Source organism: Alicyclobacillus dauci, assembly GCF_026651605.1.
Taxonomy (GTDB): Bacteria; Bacillota; Bacilli; order Alicyclobacillales; family Alicyclobacillaceae; genus Alicyclobacillus; species Alicyclobacillus dauci.
The window spans coordinates 269,982-290,103 of record NZ_CP104064.1; the positions used below are offsets into that span (position 1 = coordinate 269,982).

The following is a 20,122-nucleotide window of genomic DNA, read 5'->3' on the forward strand; positions in this document are numbered from 1 at the left end:
GACGGGGGGAGGGTCAGGCGGTCGTGATCGAGACTCGGCATCGGTGGCCAAAGTTGGCGATATAATGGATATGACACAGTAGCTTGGCGCGGGGGGGGGCGCCGACACGGACGCCCCAACCCACTCTATCTTTGAAAGGATGGAAATATGTATGGGCACGGACATTCGTACGGATGATAGGGCGCTATCGATGGAGTTAATTGAACAGTTTTCTGCGGATTTCGGAAGTGTGCCAGCCAATCGGATTGCTATGAACGCCGTTACGAAATCCGGGGTGAATGCGGTGGCGACGGATCGGGCGGCTGGAATTGATATGCAATTTGCGTTTTCGGAGGAGATCGCGACAGGCCCCGTCACGAATCAGAAACAAAGCGGACGCTGCTGGTTGTTTGCCGGTTTGAACACCATCCGGAGCGACATAGCGAAGCGCAACAATATGGAGCCGTTTGAACTCTCGCAGAGTTATCAGATGTTCTGGGATAAGTTCGAAAAGGCGAATTATTTCTTGGAGAGGATTTTCGATACCATCGAAGAAGACACGGACAGCCGCATTGTCCAGTGGCTGCTTCAATCACCACTGCAGGACGGCGGTCAATGGGATATGTTCGTCAATTTGGTTGAGAAACATGGAGTTGTCCCGCAATCTGTGATGCCGGAGACATTTCACAGCAGCAAGTCGTACCTGATGAACCGCTTGCTGACGAAGAAGCTGCGAAAGTATGCGAGTGATTCTCGAAGGGCATTTCGATCCGGCACGACAATCGAAGACCTCCGCGAGCAAAAGCTCACATGGATGGGAGAGTTTTATCGCCTGTTGTGCACCTTCCTGGGTGAACCGCCGTCATCCTTTGACTTTGAGTATCGCGACAAGGACGGGGAATTTCACCGTCACACCGATCTGTCGCCCCTTGACTTTTTCCAGAAGTTTTTCGGGGATGACCTGCGGAGTTACGTCAGTATCATCAATGCCCCAACGGCCGATAAACCGTTTGGCAAGACCTACACCGTTAAGTATCTGGGGAATGTTGAGGGAGGACGGAATGTTTTTTATCTCAACGTGGATATCGAGACGGTCAAACAAGTAGCCTTGGCTCAAATCAAAGCAGGTGAGCCCGTCTGGTTTGGCTGCGACGTGGGTCAAATGTCGGATAGTGAAGCGGGCATCATGGACACGGACCTGTTTGATTATGAAGGTGCACTAAATACGACGTTTGCTATGACGAAGGCGGAACGACTGGATTACGGCGAGAGTTTGATGACGCACGCGATGGTCTTTACGGGCGCTAACGTTGTTGGCGAGCGCGTGAACCGATGGAAAGTGGAGAACAGTTGGGGGAAGGATCGCGGCAAGGATGGGTTCTTTGTCATGAGCGACGCATGGTTTAACGACTACATGTACCAAGTTGTTGTACATCGAAAGTATCTTCCGGCAGAGTTGGACGCGGCGTTGAATCAGGACCCGGTTCTGTTGAACCCATGGGATCCAATGGGGTCACTAGCCATGATGCGCTAACGGAAGTTACATGGGCAATCCGCCAATAGCCCAGAAACGAGCACTGGAACCTGGTGAATTGACTCCTTGGGTTCCAGTGTATCTCTTTGCCCGTAGACGTCACCACACGGACTTCACACACGATGGGATCGAAGTCGGGATTAAACCAAGTAGGAAAGCGAGATCGGAAAACCAATCGGACGATGTGCGGCGGGATGATCCTTATAGCTTACTGGTGAGCAGGACATTTTGAAACTTGGAAAATCGGTACGCGTCGTCTGCTTCCACCTGCAACTTGCAGATTTCCTCTTGATTTCGGTTGAAAACGAGTATGTACAGACCGCTCTCGGGGGACTCGTCATCCTTGACCAGTGCGAGATGTCGCGTGTTGTACCTTCTCTTGGAATTGGGGAGCAAGGCAGCGTTTGCATCCCAGAGCAGTGACGAAAACGGAATAATCCTCATCGTTAATTTAACCTCGATTTGAAAAGAGTCGTGTACATCGGACGGTTCCCTCCAATAACGAATCTACATCTATTTTAATGTTCATAAATTTCGATTCTATCTGACTGGTAAAGCCGTCGGCAAGGTTCATCCGAGCGTACTAGGCGGAGGACTGGCTCTAATCAGATCCGCGCGAAAGGCATTTACCACAGACCACTAAATCTTGTGTCATCCGATTTGACGCCCAATCATGCGGGTCAGCAGACAATTTTGACGTTCGTCGGGCTGGTTTTCCTGTCTGGTGCGTAGGACTTTTGGGGAACGTCTCGAACAGGAATGTACGATTGGTTTCTTGTGAGTGGAATGAATGGGCAAACGCTCATTCCCGGAAGAGGAGGAGGGATTGTATGGCGAATCGATGGACAACGACCAACATACCCGATATGAATGGCCGACTGGCGGTGATCACCGGATCGAATAGTGGAATTGGCTTGGAAGCGGCAAAGGCGCTTGCAGCCAAGGGGGCGCATGTGGTTTTGGCAGTCCGGAATACCACCAAGGGTCAAGCTGCCGTGCTGACGATTCAGCGTGAAGTGCGGAACGCAAAGGCTGAAGTCATGCAACTGAACTTAGCCGATCTCGCCAGTATCAACCGCTTTACCGAACTTTTTCAGCACCGATTCGATAGGCTGGATCTTCTCATTAACAACGCCGGGGTCATGGGGCCCTCATATCAGAAAACGAAAGACGGATTCGAGTTGCAATTCGGCACCAACCATCTGGGACACTTTGCCTTGACCGGGCGTCTACTGCCCAATTTATTCGAAGCTTCGCACGGGCGAATCGTCACGGTAAGCAGTGCTGCGCATCATGGGGGCCGCATTGACTTTGGGAACTTGGACGGATCGAAAGGGTATGGAAGGTGGAAGTTCTACGGTCAGAGCAAGCTGGCGAATTTGCTGTTTGCGTATGAGTTAGAGCGGCGTCTCGAGGCGGCTGGAAGAGAGGCCATCAGTGTCGCGTGCCACCCGGGCTTTGCTGCGACAAATTTGGCTGCCGCGGGATTTGGCGGGAATTTACCCGTGTTCGGCAAGGGCATCGGCGGAGTATTGAACCTGTTCGCCCAGAGTGCGCAAATGGGTGCGTTGCCGACGCTTTATGCCGCGACAGAACCGACCGTTCCGGGCGGTGCTTACGTTGGACCACTCGGGGGGATGCGGGGATACCCCGGAATTGTAAAGTCGAATGAACGATCACATGATAAAGAAGTTGCGAGAAAACTGTGGGCTGTGTCGGAGGAACTTACTGGCGTCCATTACGCGCTCTAGCCAGCAGGTACTAGAAATCGGATCGTTCCTAACTAACTTGCCAACTGGTAGTCATGATATAATTTGGTCGAAGTTGAAAGCGGACCAGAGGAGCAGATAAAACGGGTATGGGTGTATTGCTACAGGCGCGTGGATTGTGCCGGAAATATGGGGACATGGTCGCGGTTGATCACGTCGACCTAACGATTTGCGAAGGCGAGATCGTCGCACTGCTCGGGCCGAACGGGGCGGGGAAAAGCACGACTATGAAGATGCTCACGACGCTCTTGGAACCGAGCGCGGGAGAGATCAGTTACTTGTCTCACCCAGTGCCGCAGGACTTGATTGAAGCGAAGAAACTGTTTGGGTTTGTAGCGGATCAGCCCATGATTTTGCCTTATGTGACGGGATGGGAGTACATTCAGTTTATCGGTGGTCTGTACGGGTTTTCTCAGCGTGACATCGAAGCACGGGCGATGCCGCTCGTGGAACGGTTTCGGTTGACGGAGTCCATCCACAAGCGAGCAACGGGCTATTCACACGGCATGCAGCAGAAGTTAGCACTGATCGCGCAGTTGGTGCACAGACCTCGCGTGCTGATAGCAGACGAGCCCACCGTCGGACTCGATCCCGCCAGCGCCGCCGAAATGCAGGCGATTTTTCGCGAGCACGCCGCAGCCGGCAACGGCATTTTGTTGTCCACACATCTACTTGACATGGCCAACACGTTGGCAACGCGGATCATTATCATGATGAAAGGGCGTATTGTGGCGGAGGGAACACCAGAAGAGCTCGCGAACCGGGAGTTTGATTCTCTTCAAAGCATTTTCCTGCGCTTGACGGGGGAGCCAACATCATGACGGCATACCTCCTTCGCTGGCAGTGGCTCTTTCTCAAACGGCAGCTCTCATCCATTTCCATGCTCGTTCAACTCATCATCAGTGCGTTCTTTCAAGTCATATTGTTGGCGTCATTTCTCGGATCGGGGAGCGACTACACTTCCTCCATCACGATGGTGGTCTTGTACACCACTTGCATGACACTTGGTCAGTGTATGAACGGATTCAGCCAAGCTCAGACGGTTGCCTCGATGGGACTGCTTGGGGTGGCGCCCATTGATCACAGACCGAAAATGGCCATGGTCGCCTTCAACGTAACGTTTATCGCCGCCCTCAATGCGGCCTTTCTGGCACTCGGTATGTGTGCGTCGTTCATGATTCACGGTGCCATTGCCGGCGCTCTCCTCGTAGGTTTACTGGTCTTCGTTTCAGGGACAGCATTTTTCGCGGGTATAGCCGCCGGGCTGACAACGTGGCTAGGGCATCTTCTGCCCGCTCGCATGAAAAAGGCAGCGGGTACCATCATGAGTCCTGTCATGTTCTTAATCGTCATCATATACCCCATCCTAGAACATCGCGATCCGGCGCTCATCCGCGGGATGGGGAATTTATTTATGCAACCGGCCTTGCACCCAGCCGCAGCCGAACGGCAGTTGCTTGTCTTTCTTTTCTTCCTATTAGTTGGCGTGGGGGTTGGAGTCACTCCATTCGCAAAACAATTCTCCAAATTTAGCAACCGACTTGTCGAAATCACTGACACAGATTCTCGCAAGTATGGCCCGTCCATCATCCCCGAAGGGCACCTGAGAAGCCTTATCTGGATGGAACGCATTCAGTTGCGCAGAACGAAGGGTGCTCCTTTGTTATCAGGCGCCATCTTTCTCGTCCTCATCGCTGTGATGCCGAGTGACACCCCTGGAGGATTGTGGTTTTTGTACCTAGGGCTACAATTCGGATTCATGTTGTTTTCTTTCGCAGGCCCAAAAGGGATTCCCCTCGTTTATCTGGCACCACTAAATATCAAGCAGTGGTGGTATGCACGAATGGCCATTCTGCTTACCGAAGCGTTTGCAATCGCTGTTTTGTATCTTGTGACGCAGGTGATTTCACATGGGCCCATCACCGTTTTTACAGGGATTCGCGAGTTGGCCATGCTCGTGTGTGGTGTAACGGGAACGTCCTTTATGGCCGTTATATTCCCGTCGAGTCGCTATCATGCGGGTCAAAAACAACGGCGAAGGAAAGGATTCACGACGGGAATTGTCATTGCCTTAGTAACTAGCGTAGTCCCAATTGGGCTCGCCTTTCTCAATCAGAAATGGCCGCTTATCGGATTCATCGTGGATTTAGGCATCATTGTTGGCGTACTTCGGTTTGGGACCCGGTTTTTGGATGAGAAGACGTCTGTCAAGTACCCGCTTAGCTCGTAGAGGTGTGTTTATTACACCCTAAGCACCTTTTGGTCATCCGTATCCTTTCGAGTCTGGGTACGTATCTCTTCGAGAAGCTTAGGTCCGATGTTGAACAGCCCGCTCTACCTCATTGTTTTTACCAACACACCGTTTTACTCAAGAAGGGGCTATCCCTCGGCAGTTTCACTGCCTTTGGGACAACCCCTGTAACACTAACTGACCGTTTCTTCTGTTAACAATGCACGATCACGGTCTGACCCACTCTGAGATTCAGAATACGAGTCGAACTGACTCGACGGGTTCCACACTTCACGAAAATTGTATTATTTGTACCTCTGTTGATCACCAAAGCCTGGCCCGGTGATAGGTTAACTCGGATTCTGCTCATCGTGGCATGACCGCGTGTGAAGCTGCGGGTCTGACCCCTTCGAAGTTGCACGCAAGTAAGCATAGCTCATCACCTCCTTGTGGTTCAGTAAATGAACGGACGTTTGAGCTTGTCTCCGCAAAAGATACTAGTTATGGGAAATTTGGCGATAACACGAATGCAGTGACTGAGAGCGTGTGACCATCGGGGGACTGATGATGTTAAGTACAAGGGCGGAGATTTTTTTCAAGGCGAAAGAGGCGAGAGTAATGAAGAGTGAGTAGCAAATAAGTGAAGATCGACAGCGATGGGTAAAATAATCAATAGAAATTCAATAAAGTCCCTGTATATTTACTCGCATAAGACGCCCAGTCTTCATGTTTCGCAAGCCCCTAGGAACTATCCATGAAGTTTAAGCCACTGCGGACACGTAGTGGCGATTTTTTTTGTACTGGCCGCATAGTAAAGGAAGAATATTGCATGTTTATTGTCACGAAATTAGTTCCCCAGATGTTCGACGGTTTCCCGAACGATTTGCCACTTGCCGTCCATGAAACTCCAAGCCTCCGTAACAAATAAACGAGCCAGCGTGATCTCTCGTTCGATGACTTGTTCATAAAACACAACGGCCTCTTCGTCGTTTCGCATTCCGATGTGTCGATGCACGGCGCGTTTCGATGCGCCACGGAGGGCTTGAACGGATGAGCGCATGCCTTGGATGGCAACGTCGTGATCGTCTATTTCCGGCTGACCTTCATTCCGTGTGTATAACTCAACCCGATATGACGGGGCATAATACAATTCCAATTCACCCGTTTTCCATGCTCGCGGACCAGCACGCAAGAAAACGATCATGACATGCCGTAAACTCCACCAGTGAACCAGCAGTGACTTTTAGAATACGCTCGAAACTTGACTCGCCTTTGCGAAAAGACCAGACTGCAGTGAGTACCTGTGCGTTTTTTTACCGGGAGGCGAAGTGAACTTGAAAATTGATGTATTCCAGGATACGGTGTGTCCTTGGTGCCGGATCGGAAAAGCGCACTTGCTTCAGGCGCTAGAGACATGGAAAGGCGAGCCGGTGGAGATCCGCTATCGAGCCTTCTTACTCGATCCCACAACACCGCAAGAAGGTAAACCGATGTCGACATTGGTAGAGAAACTGGGCGGTGCTGAACGCGCGCAAGAGATGCACGCACACGTTTGTAAAATCGGCGAGGCTTGTGGTCTGGATTTTCAGTTTGATCAAATCGAGCATCTGCCCAACACGTTGCTTTCACACCAACTCATCAAACTCGCACCCGCGGACAAACAGCAGCAAATCGTGGAGGCGCTGCATGACGCATATTTCCAATTCGGCAAGGACATTGGTGATATCGACGTTCTCATTGAGATTGCAAATCAGAACGGCCTGGACGCGGATTCAGTCCGCGACGAGCTTCAACGCGAGAGCAAGCTGCCGGAAGTGATGGACGATCTTAACTTCGCGCGTGAAGCCGGAATCTCGGGTGTACCGTTCTTCATCTTCAACGATAAGTATGCCCTGTCGGGTGCTCAGCCTGTTGAGGTCTTTCTCCAGGCGCTCGAGCAAATTCATTCGGAGGGGTAATTTTCCCTTGGTGCGGGTGAGGGGCTGGGGGCGCAGGACCGGAGGACCGACTCCCGACCGCACCCCCCCCTCGTACCCCACAGTCTGCACGTCCTCATGGCTCTACAGTCCGGCTCTGTAGCCAACGCATTGTGTTTTGGCGTCAATTGTTCCGTACCCCAGCGAATATAAATGTGTATGAGGACCACGGATGCACCGTCATTCATATACACAGCTTAGACAGTATGCAGCTATTTTTGCTTGATTGGGGAGGAAGACGATGGCCAATAATCCAATGGACTATTTGAAGCAGTTGGAACAGATGGGCGAACAAATTCGGCAAATGTTCGGCAGCCAGGATTTCCTTAAAAACATGATGCCGAATATGCCGGACTTCCTCAATACGGCTCAGACAATGGGGAACCCGCCGAACCCTCCAGGCTTCAATTCGACTGCTGCCCAGTATCCGCGTGTGGACTTGTATGAACCGGCCAGCGATCTCGTCGCCGTCGTCGAGGTTCCCGGCTTACAGTCTGCCAGTGATGTCGCCGTGTCCGTTGAGGTACAGCGTCTGTATATCAAGGGATCACTGAATCGAAGTTATGCCAATATCCCGCGCAATCAGTTGCATTTATCAGAACTCCACCACGGTATTTTTGAACGAGAGATCACCTTGCCGCTGCCGGTTCTTCGGGACGAGGTGCGGGCTGAATACCGAAATGGGTTGTTAAGTATTATTATGCGAAAAGACTTACGTCACCCGGAACAGTCGCGTGGGCAATCGGTCCCCATCGACTTTTAGCATCGAATTAGAGTTGGCGGGCCAGCCAAACGCGTTTGCAGAGATGGCTAGGGAACGACTGGCTCAGGGAACAGCACGGGTACGGGCGTACCTGTGGCAATTGCACTTCACGACATCATGTCATAATCGTTGATGGGGGCGTCAATCAAGTCATTGTCGTAGATGAAAACCCCGTTTATTTGCGCGGTATTCAGGTAGCCCATCAAATAGCCAAATCCTTGATTCACTTTCATGTGAGCGCTCCAGCCAAACTGAAGATTCTCTCCGACAAATACCCCTGACGTGTGATTGATATTGTTGACTATGATGTTGCCAAAGCCCACGCTCACGCTGGAAGTACGAAGTTCGTGCACGCCTCATCACATCCCCTGGAGAGTGTTTCCGTTCTTAATTTGATTTTCAATGATAGGCTGATCGACAATGTCGCTGTCAGCGTATAGATATGCTCCGAGTGGCGCCGCTTGATTAATCCCCATGATTTGTCCGATGCCCATGACCAATTTACCGTTTGCATCCCAACCCAACGCATTATTGTTGCCGACGAACACACCAACTTGAGTGTTCATGCTATTGATGTTCACCATGTTGAATGTGATAAATATCGCCACGAGAAATCCTCCGTTCAATATGTTGATATATTCGGGCAACACAAGCCATAGCATTAGAACAGACGTACCTTGGAGGGACGGAAGATGCCTCGTATTTTTGTTGGGGAACTGCACGTCGATAACATCCATCACACGTCCGGTTTATTTTACGGACAAAATATTCAGTGTAACTGGCAAAACAGTGAGAAGGTCAATTAAGGGTTCGGTGAGGTACCGGGTGAGCGAAACACCATTCAAGGTGACCTGATCGTTGTTGGCGATCAGGACATGTTGGACACCTTCATGAACAACTCGGGCTCGGGAAGTAAGTGACTGTTTGACTGTATGCCTATCTCAGCATGTCTGATTCGGGTTTCTAGTAGGTGCACGTTAAATGATGGGTGAGGCCATTCCATGTTTAAACATTGGTTTCATAGAAAAGATGCTGCCGCGCCCAGTGCGATTCAAGAGCGCCTCTGTCACATCGAACAAGCTCTTCAGCGAATGAATGACCAACAAGGGGTCAAAAACCACATTCACATTGACACGCTTCATGTTCACGATCCCGTACTCGAAAAATTGGAGTTTCGGTTGCAAAACCTGGATATTGACGAGTTGAGTGGAGCACTAAACTTGGGGAACAATTTCGGTGTTCGAGTTAATCCGAAGCTTTCTATTAAACGAGATCAACGACAAAGCCCGGCTGACGGCACTAAGGCCGCCGGAGCCGAGCCAAATGTTGATGAGGGAAACGGCGAAGGATCGACGATGGACAAAACACAGAGCGGTTTCACATTCCGGTTTCCGCAGTAGGAGGTCATTATGTGTTCCTATTTTTCGCCGAGCTTCGTCATTGGATCCATTCGCATAGGTACGGTCACATCAGCCTCTGCCCTCAATATCGGAAACAACTGGCCGACGAATTTTGAAAGTCACACGAAGCATAATCAAGGCTTCGGCAATATCCATGGGACCAATCATCAGATTCGTGGTGCGCAGTCTGTTTTAAACGATCCGGACGTCTTCGACATGATGAACGTCTCGTCAGCGGCAGACATCCCGGATTGGTTAAAGGCACTGATGAAGCCCAAAGCTGAGCAACCTTCTCGCCAAGACGGGTAAAGCCGATGCACATTCGTACTTATCCCCGGCGTTTCGCGAAATGGAGCACAATGCGGTCGCCGAACATCTGCAAAATTTGAACGAGGATGATAAGGACGATAGTCGTCACGATCATGACGTTCGTCTGGAACCGTTCGTAACCGTAGCGGACGGCGAGATCGCCTAAGCCGCCGCCGCCGATCACGCCGGACATGGCGGAATACCCCACAAGCGCCACGGCGGTCAACGTCACACCCGCCAAAATACTGGGCCAGGCTTCCCGCAAGAGCACACGCGAGACGATGATGCGGATGGACGCGCCCATCGCCTGAGCTGCCTCGATCACACCCGCGTCCACTTCACCAAACGCCGTTTCCGCAACCCGAGCAAAAAATGGCGCCGCACCGATGACCAGCGGCACGATGGCCGCGTTGACGCCGATGGACGTGCCGACGACCCAGTCGGTGAAAGGGATAAGGGCGATGAGCAGGATGATGAATGGGACGGATCGAACGATGTTGACGACGACCGACGTCACCTGGTAAACAGCGCGATTGGCCAGTAAGCCGCGAGGCCCGGTCAGAAAAAGCAGGATACCCACAGGCAGTCCGATAATGACGGCGAATAGCGCAGAAAGGACAATCATATACAAAGTGGCACCAGTTGCTTGCCAAATCTCCGGCCACACAACGCCGTTTAACATGATGCACCGACCTCCGTTTCTGTTTCGGATTCATACGCTGTCACGGTGCAACCGCGCGCTTGCAGCGACATAATGGCGCGTCGACGGCTCGCTTCGTCACCCGTCCATTTGAGCGTTAACCTCCCGTAGGGGACATCCTTGAGCAGGTCGATCGAGCCCTGCAGGATACTGAACCGACACCCAGTCTGAACAGCGACATCCGCCAGTACAGGTTCGTACGTAAGACTTCCCTGGAAGGCAATTTGCACAATGGACGCGTCTGCTTCGGCGAGTTCCGCAAAGGATCGTTTGGCAGACTCTGCCGCCATGCCTGTGAGACGCCGCGTGACAGGGTGCGTGGGATTCACGAGAATGTCCGCCACAGAACCAGTCTCCACAATCTTCCCTTCCGACATGACCGCGACTCGGTCGCAAATCTCCCGTACAACCTCCATTTGGTGCGTCACGATGACGATGGTTAGCCTAAGCGTCCGATTGATGTCCAAGAGCAGCTTGAGAATGGAGCCAGTTGTCTCCGGATCCAATGCGGATGTCGCCTCGTCGCAGAGGAGGATGTCGGGTTTATTGGCCAAGGCCCGCGCGATGGCGACCCGCTGCTTTTGACCCCCCGACAGTTGGCTCGGGTATTTGCTCTCATATCCATCCAGTCCCACGACGTGAAGCATTTCTTCCACGCGTGTCTTGATATCCGATCTCGACATTCCCTCAAGCCGCAACGGAAAAGCGATGTTGTCCGCCACGGTAGCGGACGAGAGCAAATGAAAGTGCTGAAAAATCATCCCGATTTTCCGCCGCGCCTTCTGTAATGCTCCCTTGGACAGCGTGGTCAGTTCCTGACCATCGACGACAACGCGTCCGCTCGTCGGTTTCTCCAGCAAGTTCATGCAGCGCAGCAGGGTGCTCTTTCCCGCGCCGGAGTAGCCAATCAGCCCAAAGATTTCTCCTGCCTCAATGGACAAGGTGACATCGTTCACGGCATGAACGAGTTGCCCCTTGTGTGGGAAAGACTTCTCTACATTCGTCAGTTGAATCAAGGTGTGTGTCCCCCTTTTTTACCGTTATCCGACCATGCTTCCTTGTAGGGGAGCAGGTGGCAGGGCACGTCAGTTTGTCACTTGGTGCAACAAAAAAAGCGCGCCTTGAGAAGGCGCGCCGGATTCGCTCGTCTTCTCATCTTTCGATCGCGATGACGACGCGATCGCAGGATTTAGCACCGACTTAATGCCGGTTGCCGGGCTTCACAGGGCCAGTCCCTCTGCCACTCTGGATGAGAACGTGTATACAATTGGTCACTTGCTTCAGACACTATGGGCCGCATTCTATACCAGCAAAAAAATTTTTGCAAGCCTATTGACAGAGAAACGATAGCCAATGTATAACAGGAATCACCGCACGGCAATCATCAGCTCGTTGCCATCGCGAAAACAAAATAGCAAACACTCTTATCTAGAGAAGGCTGAGGGACTGGCCCTGTGAAGCCCGGCAACCGACACGACAACGTGCACGGTGCTAACTCCTGCGGAGAAAATCCGAGAGATGAGAGGCGATGGATTCCTATGGCCTCTTTCCTCGTGGAAAGGGGCCTTTTTCGTAGGATCGCCTGTTTGGAGGAACTAGATAGTTGAGTGGAGAGAGGGGAACAGAGAGAAATGGGCGTCTTGAACAAAGTGGGTAAATCTGTAGCGGGGGTTGCGGCCATCGTCCTGTTGGCGGCTGGCTGCGGCACGAACACGACCGGAAGTCAAAGTGGCAATTCGACACAAACTTCTGGCGCTGCGAAAAAAGAAGTTGTTTTGAAAGTCGCAGCAAACCCAGTGCCGCACGCCGAAATCCTGGATGACATCAAACCCGTGCTCGCGAAAGAGGGCATTGATTTGCAGGTCGTTGTCTTCAACGATTACATCCAACCGAACCGCGCTTTGTCGTCGAAGGAAGTGGACGCGAACTACTTCCAGCACATTCCTTACCTGACGGATTACAACAAGAAAAATGGAACCGATCTCGTTCCAACCGTCGCCGTCCACTTTGAACCGCTTGGCCTCTATCCAGGAAAGAGCAAATCGCTGTCCGACATTCCGAACGGCGCGACGATTGCCGTACCGAACGACACGACCAATGAAGCACGTGCGCTGCTCCTGTTGGAGGACGCGGGCATCATCAAACTGAAGGATCCAAAGAGCATCTCGGAAACGAAGAATGACATCACGAGCAATCCGCACAACATCAAGATCGAAGAGCTTGACGCCGCCGCCATCCCGCGCTCGGTTCACGACGTAAACTACGCGGTCATCAACGGCAACTACGCCGTTGACGCGGGCTTTAAAGTGAAGGATGCGCTCGCAGTGGAGAAAGCAGATAGCTTGGCTGCGAAGACATACGCCAACTACATCGTCGTTCGCCCAGACGAGAAGAATGACTGGCGCATCCAGGCACTGGATAAGGCCATCACATCTGCACAAGTCAAAGCCTATATTAACGATCACTACCAAGGATCCGTCGTTCCCGTATTTTAATGCCGAGATCGCACGCCTCAACGCTCTTTTGACCGGAGGATCGCGAGCCCTTGGTGCATAGCCCTCTCTACGGTTCGGTCTATGCGTGCTAGAATAGACGGTAGATTGTTTTGAGGGTGATAGTGTGGCAAAGCTCTATTATCGGTTCGGACAAATGAATGCGAGTAAATCCATTCAGCTCCTAACCGTAGCGCATAATTACGAGGAACAGGGCAAGAAAGTAACATTGTTTACGCCCGCTATCGATGCACGTTTCGGACGCGGCCGTATCGCTTCACGCGTTGGTATCGCGAAGGATGCCACCATCGTCGAGGAAGGTACGAATTTGTACGACGTTGTTCAAACGGAACACCCAGACTGCGTTTTAGTTGACGAGGTACAGTTTTTGGGGGCACATCATGTTCGTCAACTCTCACGAGTTGTTGACGAACTGAACATTCCCGTCATCATGTACGGATTGTTGAAAGACTATCGCAACCAGTTCTTTGAAGGCAGCGAAGCGGCAGTTTTGTGGGCGGACCAGATAGAGGAAATCAAGACCATCTGTGCCGACCCCGACTGCAATCGCAAGGCAACCATGATATTGAAACTGAAAGACGGCAAGCCAGTCTACCAGGGGGAGCAAATTGAAGTTGGTGGCAACGAACTCTACCGATCCGTCTGTCGGCGTCACTACTTCAACCCAAACCTAGACGGTCTGATGTAAGGGGCAATTGCTCTTTATCGCAAAACACACACAAGCCAAAGGGCCACTTCGCCGTCGATTGACGGTGAGGAGTGGCCCTTTGGGGTCTTATTCAGATTTTTACTGTTCGTGCCGCCCGATTATCCTTCTATGGCCACTCGACCTTGCAGGAGTTTTCCCACTCCCAATCGCTCGAGTGATCCCCACACGCTCGACGTCACGTAGTACAGCGCCACAGCGATGGGCGCACTCCACAGCACAAGTAGTGTCATTCCAAAATTTACACCGATAGGGAGCCACTGAATGTGATCGACTTGGCTCAACAAGTAATTTGCGAAACTGAATCCGGCAAACAACACGGCTCCGGCGACGGGAACGATGTGGAGCGGATCGGCTAAGGCGATGTGGGCAACCCACGGAACCAGAATCGTCCCGGACGGTCCACTCAAGTGTCTCACGGTTCGATATAGCAGGAAAAACACGGGCGACTGCACGATGAGAATCCATAGAGAAGAGAGGGGCTTTACCCCGTTTTCCCCCAATACTTTCCGCTGGTGTTGCAACAATTGTGATTTGTCTCCGGTCCAACTCTCGCTGATCTGCTTAAGTTTTGGAGCCAGTTGTGCTTGCAGGAGTTGCCCCTTAATGAGCTTTAGCGACAAAGGGAACAGTGCTATTCGAACGATGATGGTGAACAGGATGACCGCCATGCCCGTGTCATGCGTCACATAGGCCAGATGGGCGATACATTGAGTGAGATAATATTTGAGATAGTTGAGCAAATGAAATCCTCCCTATGAATGAAATCCAAGCAATTGACCTTAGAACATTCATGGGTAACGGATCATCGTCTCCCGATCGAAGTAGTTTTTTTCTCACCGTCCGAATCAAGTAGAGATGAAACGCCGGCCTGTCTGGGTGGACAAGCTGGACCGACGGGGAGCACAGAATTGGCGACTGCAACGCCCGCTGAACAGTGGACGTGAATTTGTAAAGGAATGTCACTGCACATAGGATAAGTATGGACACGAGCGGGACTGCATGAAGAAGGTTTAGGTCCACTGTTGTCCCTCCTAGTGTGTGACTGGCACGGGTGAGCCCGCCAGGCGGGGCTAGAGGTTATGGTTCTTTGAGGAAAATTATAGCACATTTCGTACATACATAGTTCGCCGTAGATGCACAATTTCACAGTAATAGTTGTATAGCATACAATAAGCTATGCAAGTAATTGAACGAGTGATTTTCAGCTGAATATTGAGCTTCATTGCTTAGGAGGTGAACAGGACAGCATGACGGCGTACAATCCGTTGACCGATTCAATGGGATTTTTGCTTGGACAGACATTTAGAAGAGTGAGTTACTTGACCAATCTGCGGTTCCGCTCACACGACATCACCGCCGAACAGTGGATCCTGCTGCTCTGTTTGAAGGAGAGAGGAAGCATTACACAGACTGAATTGGCGGAGGCATCAGGTAAAGACAAAACAACCGTGACCCGCTTGCTAGACAACCTTGAGCGCAAGGGTATGGTGACGAAATGTGCAGATGAGGCGGATCGACGGGCCCGTTTGATCGATGTCACACCGAAGGGGCGGAGGACGGCCGAGGAGCTGGTCGATGTGGAGAAACAGGTGTTGGACATCGCAATGAGCGGGCTGGCACCGGATGAAGTGGCTCAATTAAGGGCACTGTTGGTCCGGATTCAGCGGAACGTAAAAGCAGAGACAGACATGTGAAATAGGGCTTCGTCCGGCTATGGCTGTGATCGAGAGCGTATTAGAGAGAAAAAGAGATAGAGACTCATAGGAAAGTTGGAGGAGATTTACTTGCAAAGGTTGTGGACGCGCGATTTTGTTTTCGTCGCTCTGTCGACGTTTTTTGTGTTTTTTAATTTACAGATGATTACACCAGCACTGTCGTCCTATATTAGCGCTGGGATTGGCGGAAACAATTTGATTGGCCTGTCGAACGCCGTGTGGGCCGTGTCGGGAGTCGTGACGCGCACGATTCTTGGCAAGGTGCTGATGACGGCAAATAAGCGGCGGCTGTTGTGGATGGCCATGGCAGTGTACTTAGTGGCGACGATTCTTTATGTGTTCGCTGACTCCATTGTGATGCTGTTTATCGTGCGTGTGTTATATGGCATCGGCTTCGGACTCACGACGACGACGCTTGGCACGCTTGCGGCAGATGTCATCCCTCCTGCGCGGTTGGGGGAGGGGATGGGTTACTTCGGGCTGTCGACCAGTTTGGCTATGGCGCTGGCGCCCCTTGTTGGCATCGGGGTTTACAACGGCTTCGGGTTTCGCGCGCTCATATATCTGACAACGGCGATGATGTTGGTTGTGTCCGTCATCGTCCCGTTCATACGTGGTCGTGAGAATTCACGTCGCATCGTCAAGCAGACTCGGGCACGTCTGCGTGTAGATGATTTTTACGATCACGCCGTCTTCATCCCCTGCATCCTCCTGTTGCTACTGTCCATCACATATGGTGGACTCGTGAGCTTTATCACGCTCTATGGTGCACAAATCCATGTCGCGAACGTCGGCTGGTTCTTTCTCATTGAAGCGGGTGCCATTGTTCTCGTGAGGCCGATATCAGGAAAATTGTACGATCGCCACGGCCACATTGCCGTCATCCCGATCGGTGCTCTATTTGCGTTTGTGGGACTCCTCCTTCTCTCCTATGCGTCGAACCTCGGACTGTTTTTTGCATCTGGGCTGTTTTACGGTTTAGGATATGGCGTGCTGCAACCAGCACTGCAAGCGTGGCTGTTCCAACGGCTATCCCCGGAAAAACGGGGTATTGGCAGTGGAGCGTTTTACAGTTCAGTCGATTTGGGTATTGCGGTTGGATCCGTTCTTCTCGGGGTTGTCTCGAATGGAACGGGATACGCGCTCATGTACCGCCTTGCTTCCCTGTGCGTCCTGGTCCTCTTTCTCATCTATACCGTGGTGGGGTTGCGGGAAAGGCGTGATAAACGCATGGCAACGGGCACGATGTAGGCGGAACTTGTATGGATAAAGGTATTTGTGGTATAATAGTGTATTGACAGGTAGTTGATTTGATCTGATTGGAAAGAGCTTCACCCCATAGATGCGACATCGTTTCATTTCGAATAAAAGATATTGATTCAAAACAGGCGCGGTCATCGGAGCCGCATGGTTGCTTGAGAGGTAGGGCTGGCAACGTATCGTTATCGTAGTACCTGTTATTTTCACGGTCGATGCTTGGCATCGGCCGTTTTTCATTATATTTGGGCCGAAGGAGAGTTGAACGTGGCGCAAGCAAGGCTGATGGTAGCTGGGACAAATAGCGGTGTGGGAAAAACGACGATAGCCCTCGGGCTACTGGCGGCGTACCAGAAGCGCGGCTTATCTGTGCAGGGGTTTAAAGTGGGGCCCGATTACATTGATCCGAGTTACCACAGCGCTTTGACGGGACGGCCCTCGCGGAATTTGGACAGCTGGATGCTTCAGCCGGACACGTTGAGAGAAATTTTCCTCGATGCGACGGTCGACGCAGATTTATCCATTGTTGAAGGCGTCATGGGCCTGTATGACGGCCACGACGCGTTGACGAACACAGGTACGACGGCCGAGATCGCCATGTTGTTGGGTATCCCGACCGTTCTCGTCGTCGATGTGGAAAGCATGGCGCGCAGTGCAGCCGCCGTGGTGTTGGGGTTCATGCACCTGGAGCCAGCTGTGAATGTGTGCGGCGTGATCGCCAATCGCGTCGGAGGACCGGGCCATTTCGATCTGGTGAAAACAGCTATCGAAGACGTCTGCAAAGTGCCTGTGTTTGGCTATTTAGAGCGAGCGGACGACATCGAATTGCCTGAACGGCATTTGGGGCTCGTTCCCGCAATCGAGCGGGGCGAACTTCGACCACTGTTCGACAGCCTTGTGACACGGATGGAGTCGACCATTGACTTGGACACCCTTTTCCACATCGCCAGCCAAGCCCCTTCCGTCGCACCGACTGAAACTTCTCTTGTGCAACCGGTGTCGGCCGAAAACCCTGTTCACATTGCGGTCGCTCGGGACGCCGCGTTTAATTTTTACTACGCAGACAATTTGCGCCTCCTCGAACGATATGGTGCGCACATTACATATTTCAGCCCGCTGGCTGGCGACAAGGTGCCTGATGAAGCACAGGGATTGTACCTGGGGGGCGGGTTTCCAGAGGAGTTTGCCGCGGAGTTGAGCCGCGGTGATGACGTTCGTCAAAATATTCGTGAGCATATACAGAGCGGATTGCCGACCATTGCTGAATGCGGGGGCTACATGTACTTGGCATCCAACTTTATCGATCACGCCGGCCAAAATCACCCAATGGCAGGCGTCATCGACGGGACGGTCACCATGCAACGGCGACTGGTCGGATTTGGCTACCGAGAGGTGACGGGTGAACCCGGTAATGTTCTGCTTCCCCCTGGCGAACGGGCGAGGGGACATGAGTTTCACTATTCTACGTTTGACGTAGCGGACGCGAATGCCCCGTCAGCATACCGGATTTTGCACCCAGCACGCCCCAAAGGGGAAGGCGTTCTCCTCCCACACGGTGTTGCTTCCTATACGCATCTTCATTTCGCTTCCAATCCACGCATGCCTGAACGCTTCGTGGAGGCGTGTCGGGCGTTTCGGGATAACGTTCTCACCGAGGCTAAGGCATGACCAGAGGAGAAGGGGAGGGAATGGAGATATGGCGAAGGGTATCATGGTCGTCGGTACGGCATCGCATGTGGGGAAAAGTGTGATCGCGACGGCATTGTGTCGAATTCTCAAGCAGGACGGCTATGATGTGGTGCCATTTAAAGCACAAAATATGTCCCTCAATTCCGCCGTGACCCCGTCTGGTCGCGAAATCGGCCGTTCCCAAGCCGCACAAGCGCAAGCGTGCGGTGTTGCGCCGAACGAGCACATGAATCCCATTCTCCTCAAGCCCACGTCACCGTCCGAATCACAAGTCATTGTGCAGGGCCGCGTCGTAGGTCGTGAATGGGCGTTTTCGGAGTCGACCAACCGGCTTGATTTTCTTTGGTCACGCGTTGTCGAAAGTTACCAATATCTCACGCAGCGCCACGATGTCATGGTCATCGAGGGTGCCGGCAGCCCCGTGGAACTAAACCTCAAATCCCGCGATCTCGCCAACATGCGCACCGCCGAACTCGCCGACGCGGACGTTCTGCTCGTCGCCGACATTGATAGGGGCGGTGTCTTCGCTTCCGTGTACGGTACGCTTCAATTGCTCACGCAATCTGAGCGGGAGCGAGTGAAGGGCATCATCATCAACCGATTCCGCGGAGATCCGGCCTTATTTGAGGACGGTGTTCGGCAGATGGAATCCTTGACAGGCGTCCCTGTCGTTGGAGTCATACCCTATATTGAACATGTGGGCGTCGACGAGGAAGACGGTGTGGCCCTTGAATCTGCATCAGAGACACAGCGTCGTCACTTCGCAACGACAAAGGCGATTGAGGACGGACAGGACATGCCCAAACTGCGAATTGCCATCATTCAGTTGCCCTACATCTCCAATTTCACGGATATCGATCCACTTCTGCTCGAACCGGACATCGAAGTCCACTTTTGCTCCCGATCGGCTGAACTCGAAGGGGCTGCGGCGGTGATTGTGCCGGGATCGAAAAATACGATGGCGGATCTGGCTTGGTTACACGATCGCGGTTTTACTGAGGCGCTGCACCAACTCGTCCAACATGGCGCGTTTGTCGTGGGCATCTGCGGTGGCTACCAGATGCTTGGGCGGAAAGTTCACGACCCTCTTCAAGTTGAGTCGCGGCTTGGACGTTGTCAGGGGATTGGCCTATTTGACGATGAAACGACATTTCAGGCCGACAAGCGAACCGTGCTCGTCCAGGGAACATTGTGCGGGCCGTATGAAGACATCCGAGTTCACGGCTACGAAATTCACATGGGCGTAACCACGAGGAACCGCTCGAAGCCGTTTGCACAAATCCGCGACGGGGACTCGGACATTTGGGTGGATGAGGGAAGTTGCTCGGAAGACGGAGCCATCATCGGCACGTACATGCACGGGATTTTCCACAATGATGCATTTCGTCTCGCATGGCTGAACAGCCTGCGCCTGAAGAGTGGACTAAGCGAACGTGCGGAAATCATCGCGGTGGATGAATTGCGTGAAGCGGCCTACGACCGGCTTGCCGACACCGTTCGCGCAAACTTGGATATGAATCGCATTTATCAGTTGCTCCGGGGTTAACATCTTGTGCGACCGGCGTTGCCGGCGATTCGC

Annotated in this window: 22 protein-coding genes and 2 riboswitches; of the genes, 15 read left to right on the forward strand and 7 right to left on the reverse strand. The window is 52.4% G+C overall.

Going from position 1 to position 20,122, the window contains the following annotated elements:
- The first annotated feature begins 151 nt into the window (after positions 1–151).
- Positions 152–1,513, forward strand: a complete 1,362-nt coding sequence (locus NZD86_RS01335; protein ID WP_407655197.1) for a C1 family peptidase — start codon at positions 152–154, stop codon at positions 1,511–1,513.
- 201 nt (positions 1,514–1,714) lie between these two features.
- Here NZD86_RS01335 and NZD86_RS01340 read toward each other — a convergent pair whose 3' ends face one another.
- The gene (locus NZD86_RS01340; RefSeq protein WP_268044677.1) at positions 1,715–1,957 is read right to left on the reverse strand and encodes a hypothetical protein; all 243 of its coding nucleotides are present in this window, start codon (positions 1,955–1,957) and stop codon (positions 1,715–1,717) included.
- A gap of 386 nt (positions 1,958–2,343) precedes the next feature.
- Between NZD86_RS01340 and NZD86_RS01345 the strand changes: the two genes are divergently transcribed.
- The 3 genes from NZD86_RS01345 (at position 2,344) to NZD86_RS01355 (ending at position 5,512) form a co-directional block, all read left to right on the forward strand.
- A complete protein-coding gene (locus tag NZD86_RS01345; RefSeq protein ID WP_268044679.1) occupies positions 2,344–3,264 on the forward strand; it encodes an oxidoreductase in 921 nt (306 codons plus the stop codon).
- Positions 3,265–3,371: 107 nt separating this feature from the next.
- Positions 3,372–4,103 carry an ABC transporter ATP-binding protein gene (locus NZD86_RS01350; RefSeq protein ID WP_268044680.1) on the forward strand — a complete coding sequence of 244 codons (732 nt, stop codon included), beginning with the start codon at positions 3,372–3,374 and terminating at the stop codon, positions 4,101–4,103.
- A complete protein-coding gene (locus tag NZD86_RS01355) occupies positions 4,100–5,512 on the forward strand; it encodes a hypothetical protein (RefSeq protein ID WP_268044681.1) in 1,413 nt (470 codons plus the stop codon). Before NZD86_RS01350 ends, NZD86_RS01355 begins: the two co-directional genes overlap by 4 nt.
- Positions 5,513–6,359: 847 nt before the next feature.
- On the opposite strand, the gene NZD86_RS01360 is transcribed toward NZD86_RS01355, so the two are convergent.
- Positions 6,360–6,704, reverse strand: coding sequence for a hypothetical protein (locus NZD86_RS01360; protein ID WP_268044682.1), 345 nt, complete (start codon positions 6,702–6,704; stop codon positions 6,360–6,362).
- Between the two features lie 142 nt (positions 6,705–6,846).
- On the opposite strand from NZD86_RS01360, the gene NZD86_RS01365 reads away from it, so the two are divergent.
- Both NZD86_RS01365 and NZD86_RS01370 read left to right on the forward strand, forming a co-directional pair.
- A complete protein-coding gene (locus NZD86_RS01365; protein WP_268044683.1) occupies positions 6,847–7,470 on the forward strand; it encodes a DsbA family oxidoreductase in 624 nt (207 codons plus the stop codon).
- A 259-nt stretch (positions 7,471–7,729) separates the two neighbouring features.
- The gene (locus NZD86_RS01370) at positions 7,730–8,251 is read left to right on the forward strand and encodes an Hsp20/alpha crystallin family protein (protein WP_268044684.1); all 522 of its coding nucleotides are present in this window, start codon (positions 7,730–7,732) and stop codon (positions 8,249–8,251) included.
- A 107-nt stretch (positions 8,252–8,358) separates the two neighbouring features.
- On the opposite strand, the gene NZD86_RS01375 is transcribed toward NZD86_RS01370, so the two are convergent.
- Both NZD86_RS01375 and NZD86_RS01380 read right to left on the reverse strand, forming a co-directional pair.
- Positions 8,359–8,604 carry a hypothetical protein gene (locus tag NZD86_RS01375; RefSeq protein WP_268044685.1) on the reverse strand — a complete coding sequence of 82 codons (246 nt, stop codon included), beginning with the start codon at positions 8,602–8,604 and terminating at the stop codon, positions 8,359–8,361.
- Positions 8,605–8,610: 6 nt separating this feature from the next.
- Positions 8,611–8,988, reverse strand: coding sequence for a hypothetical protein (locus NZD86_RS01380; RefSeq protein ID WP_268044687.1), 378 nt, complete (start codon positions 8,986–8,988; stop codon positions 8,611–8,613).
- Positions 8,989–9,252: 264 nt separating this feature from the next.
- Between NZD86_RS01380 and NZD86_RS01385 the strand changes: the two genes are divergently transcribed.
- Together NZD86_RS01385 and NZD86_RS01390 are read left to right on the forward strand one after the other, a co-directional pair.
- A complete protein-coding gene (locus NZD86_RS01385) occupies positions 9,253–9,651 on the forward strand; it encodes a hypothetical protein (RefSeq protein ID WP_268044689.1) in 399 nt (132 codons plus the stop codon).
- A gap of 9 nt (positions 9,652–9,660) precedes the next feature.
- Positions 9,661–9,960: a hypothetical protein gene (locus NZD86_RS01390; protein ID WP_268044691.1), complete on the forward strand. Its 300-nt coding sequence runs from the start codon at positions 9,661–9,663 to the stop codon at positions 9,958–9,960.
- Positions 9,961–9,979: 19 nt separating this feature from the next.
- Here the strand turns inward: NZD86_RS01390 and NZD86_RS01395 are convergent, their stop codons facing one another.
- Positions 9,980–10,642 carry a methionine ABC transporter permease gene (locus tag NZD86_RS01395; protein WP_268044693.1) on the reverse strand — a complete coding sequence of 221 codons (663 nt, stop codon included), beginning with the start codon at positions 10,640–10,642 and terminating at the stop codon, positions 9,980–9,982.
- Entirely contained in the window at positions 10,636–11,676 is a 1,041-nt protein-coding gene (locus NZD86_RS01400) for a methionine ABC transporter ATP-binding protein (protein WP_268044694.1), read from the reverse strand. Before NZD86_RS01400 ends, NZD86_RS01395 begins: the two co-directional genes overlap by 7 nt.
- Positions 11,677–11,809: 133 nt before the next feature.
- Positions 11,810–11,916, reverse strand: a riboswitch (SAM riboswitch).
- 165 nt (positions 11,917–12,081) lie between these two features.
- Positions 12,082–12,185: riboswitch (SAM riboswitch) on the forward strand.
- A 106-nt stretch (positions 12,186–12,291) separates the two neighbouring features.
- Between NZD86_RS01400 and NZD86_RS01405 the strand changes: the two genes are divergently transcribed.
- Positions 12,292–13,155 carry a MetQ/NlpA family ABC transporter substrate-binding protein gene (locus NZD86_RS01405; protein WP_268044695.1) on the forward strand — a complete coding sequence of 288 codons (864 nt, stop codon included), beginning with the start codon at positions 12,292–12,294 and terminating at the stop codon, positions 13,153–13,155.
- Between the two features lie 124 nt (positions 13,156–13,279).
- The gene (locus NZD86_RS01410) at positions 13,280–13,861 is read left to right on the forward strand and encodes a thymidine kinase (RefSeq protein WP_268044696.1); all 582 of its coding nucleotides are present in this window, start codon (positions 13,280–13,282) and stop codon (positions 13,859–13,861) included.
- 119 nt (positions 13,862–13,980) lie between these two features.
- On the opposite strand, the gene NZD86_RS01415 is transcribed toward NZD86_RS01410, so the two are convergent.
- The gene (locus NZD86_RS01415; protein WP_268044697.1) at positions 13,981–14,622 is read right to left on the reverse strand and encodes a YidC/Oxa1 family membrane protein insertase; all 642 of its coding nucleotides are present in this window, start codon (positions 14,620–14,622) and stop codon (positions 13,981–13,983) included.
- Between the two features lie 18 nt (positions 14,623–14,640).
- Between NZD86_RS01415 and NZD86_RS01420 the strand changes: the two genes are divergently transcribed.
- The 5 genes from NZD86_RS01420 to NZD86_RS01440 all read left to right on the forward strand — a co-directional run bounded on the left by NZD86_RS01420 (position 14,641) and on the right by NZD86_RS01440 (position 20,089).
- Positions 14,641–14,826: a hypothetical protein gene (locus NZD86_RS01420; RefSeq protein WP_268044698.1), complete on the forward strand. Its 186-nt coding sequence runs from the start codon at positions 14,641–14,643 to the stop codon at positions 14,824–14,826.
- 303 nt (positions 14,827–15,129) lie between these two features.
- Entirely contained in the window at positions 15,130–15,576 is a 447-nt protein-coding gene (locus tag NZD86_RS01425; protein WP_268044699.1) for a MarR family winged helix-turn-helix transcriptional regulator, read from the forward strand.
- A gap of 90 nt (positions 15,577–15,666) precedes the next feature.
- Positions 15,667–16,848 carry an MFS transporter gene (locus tag NZD86_RS01430; protein WP_268044700.1) on the forward strand — a complete coding sequence of 394 codons (1,182 nt, stop codon included), beginning with the start codon at positions 15,667–15,669 and terminating at the stop codon, positions 16,846–16,848.
- Positions 16,849–17,139: 291 nt separating this feature from the next.
- Positions 17,140–18,522, forward strand: a complete 1,383-nt coding sequence (locus tag NZD86_RS01435) for a cobyrinic acid a,c-diamide synthase CobB (protein WP_407655231.1) — start codon at positions 17,140–17,142, stop codon at positions 18,520–18,522.
- A 28-nt stretch (positions 18,523–18,550) separates the two neighbouring features.
- Positions 18,551–20,089, forward strand: coding sequence for a cobyric acid synthase (locus NZD86_RS01440; protein WP_268044703.1), 1,539 nt, complete (start codon positions 18,551–18,553; stop codon positions 20,087–20,089).
- Positions 20,090–20,122 lie beyond the last annotated feature (33 nt).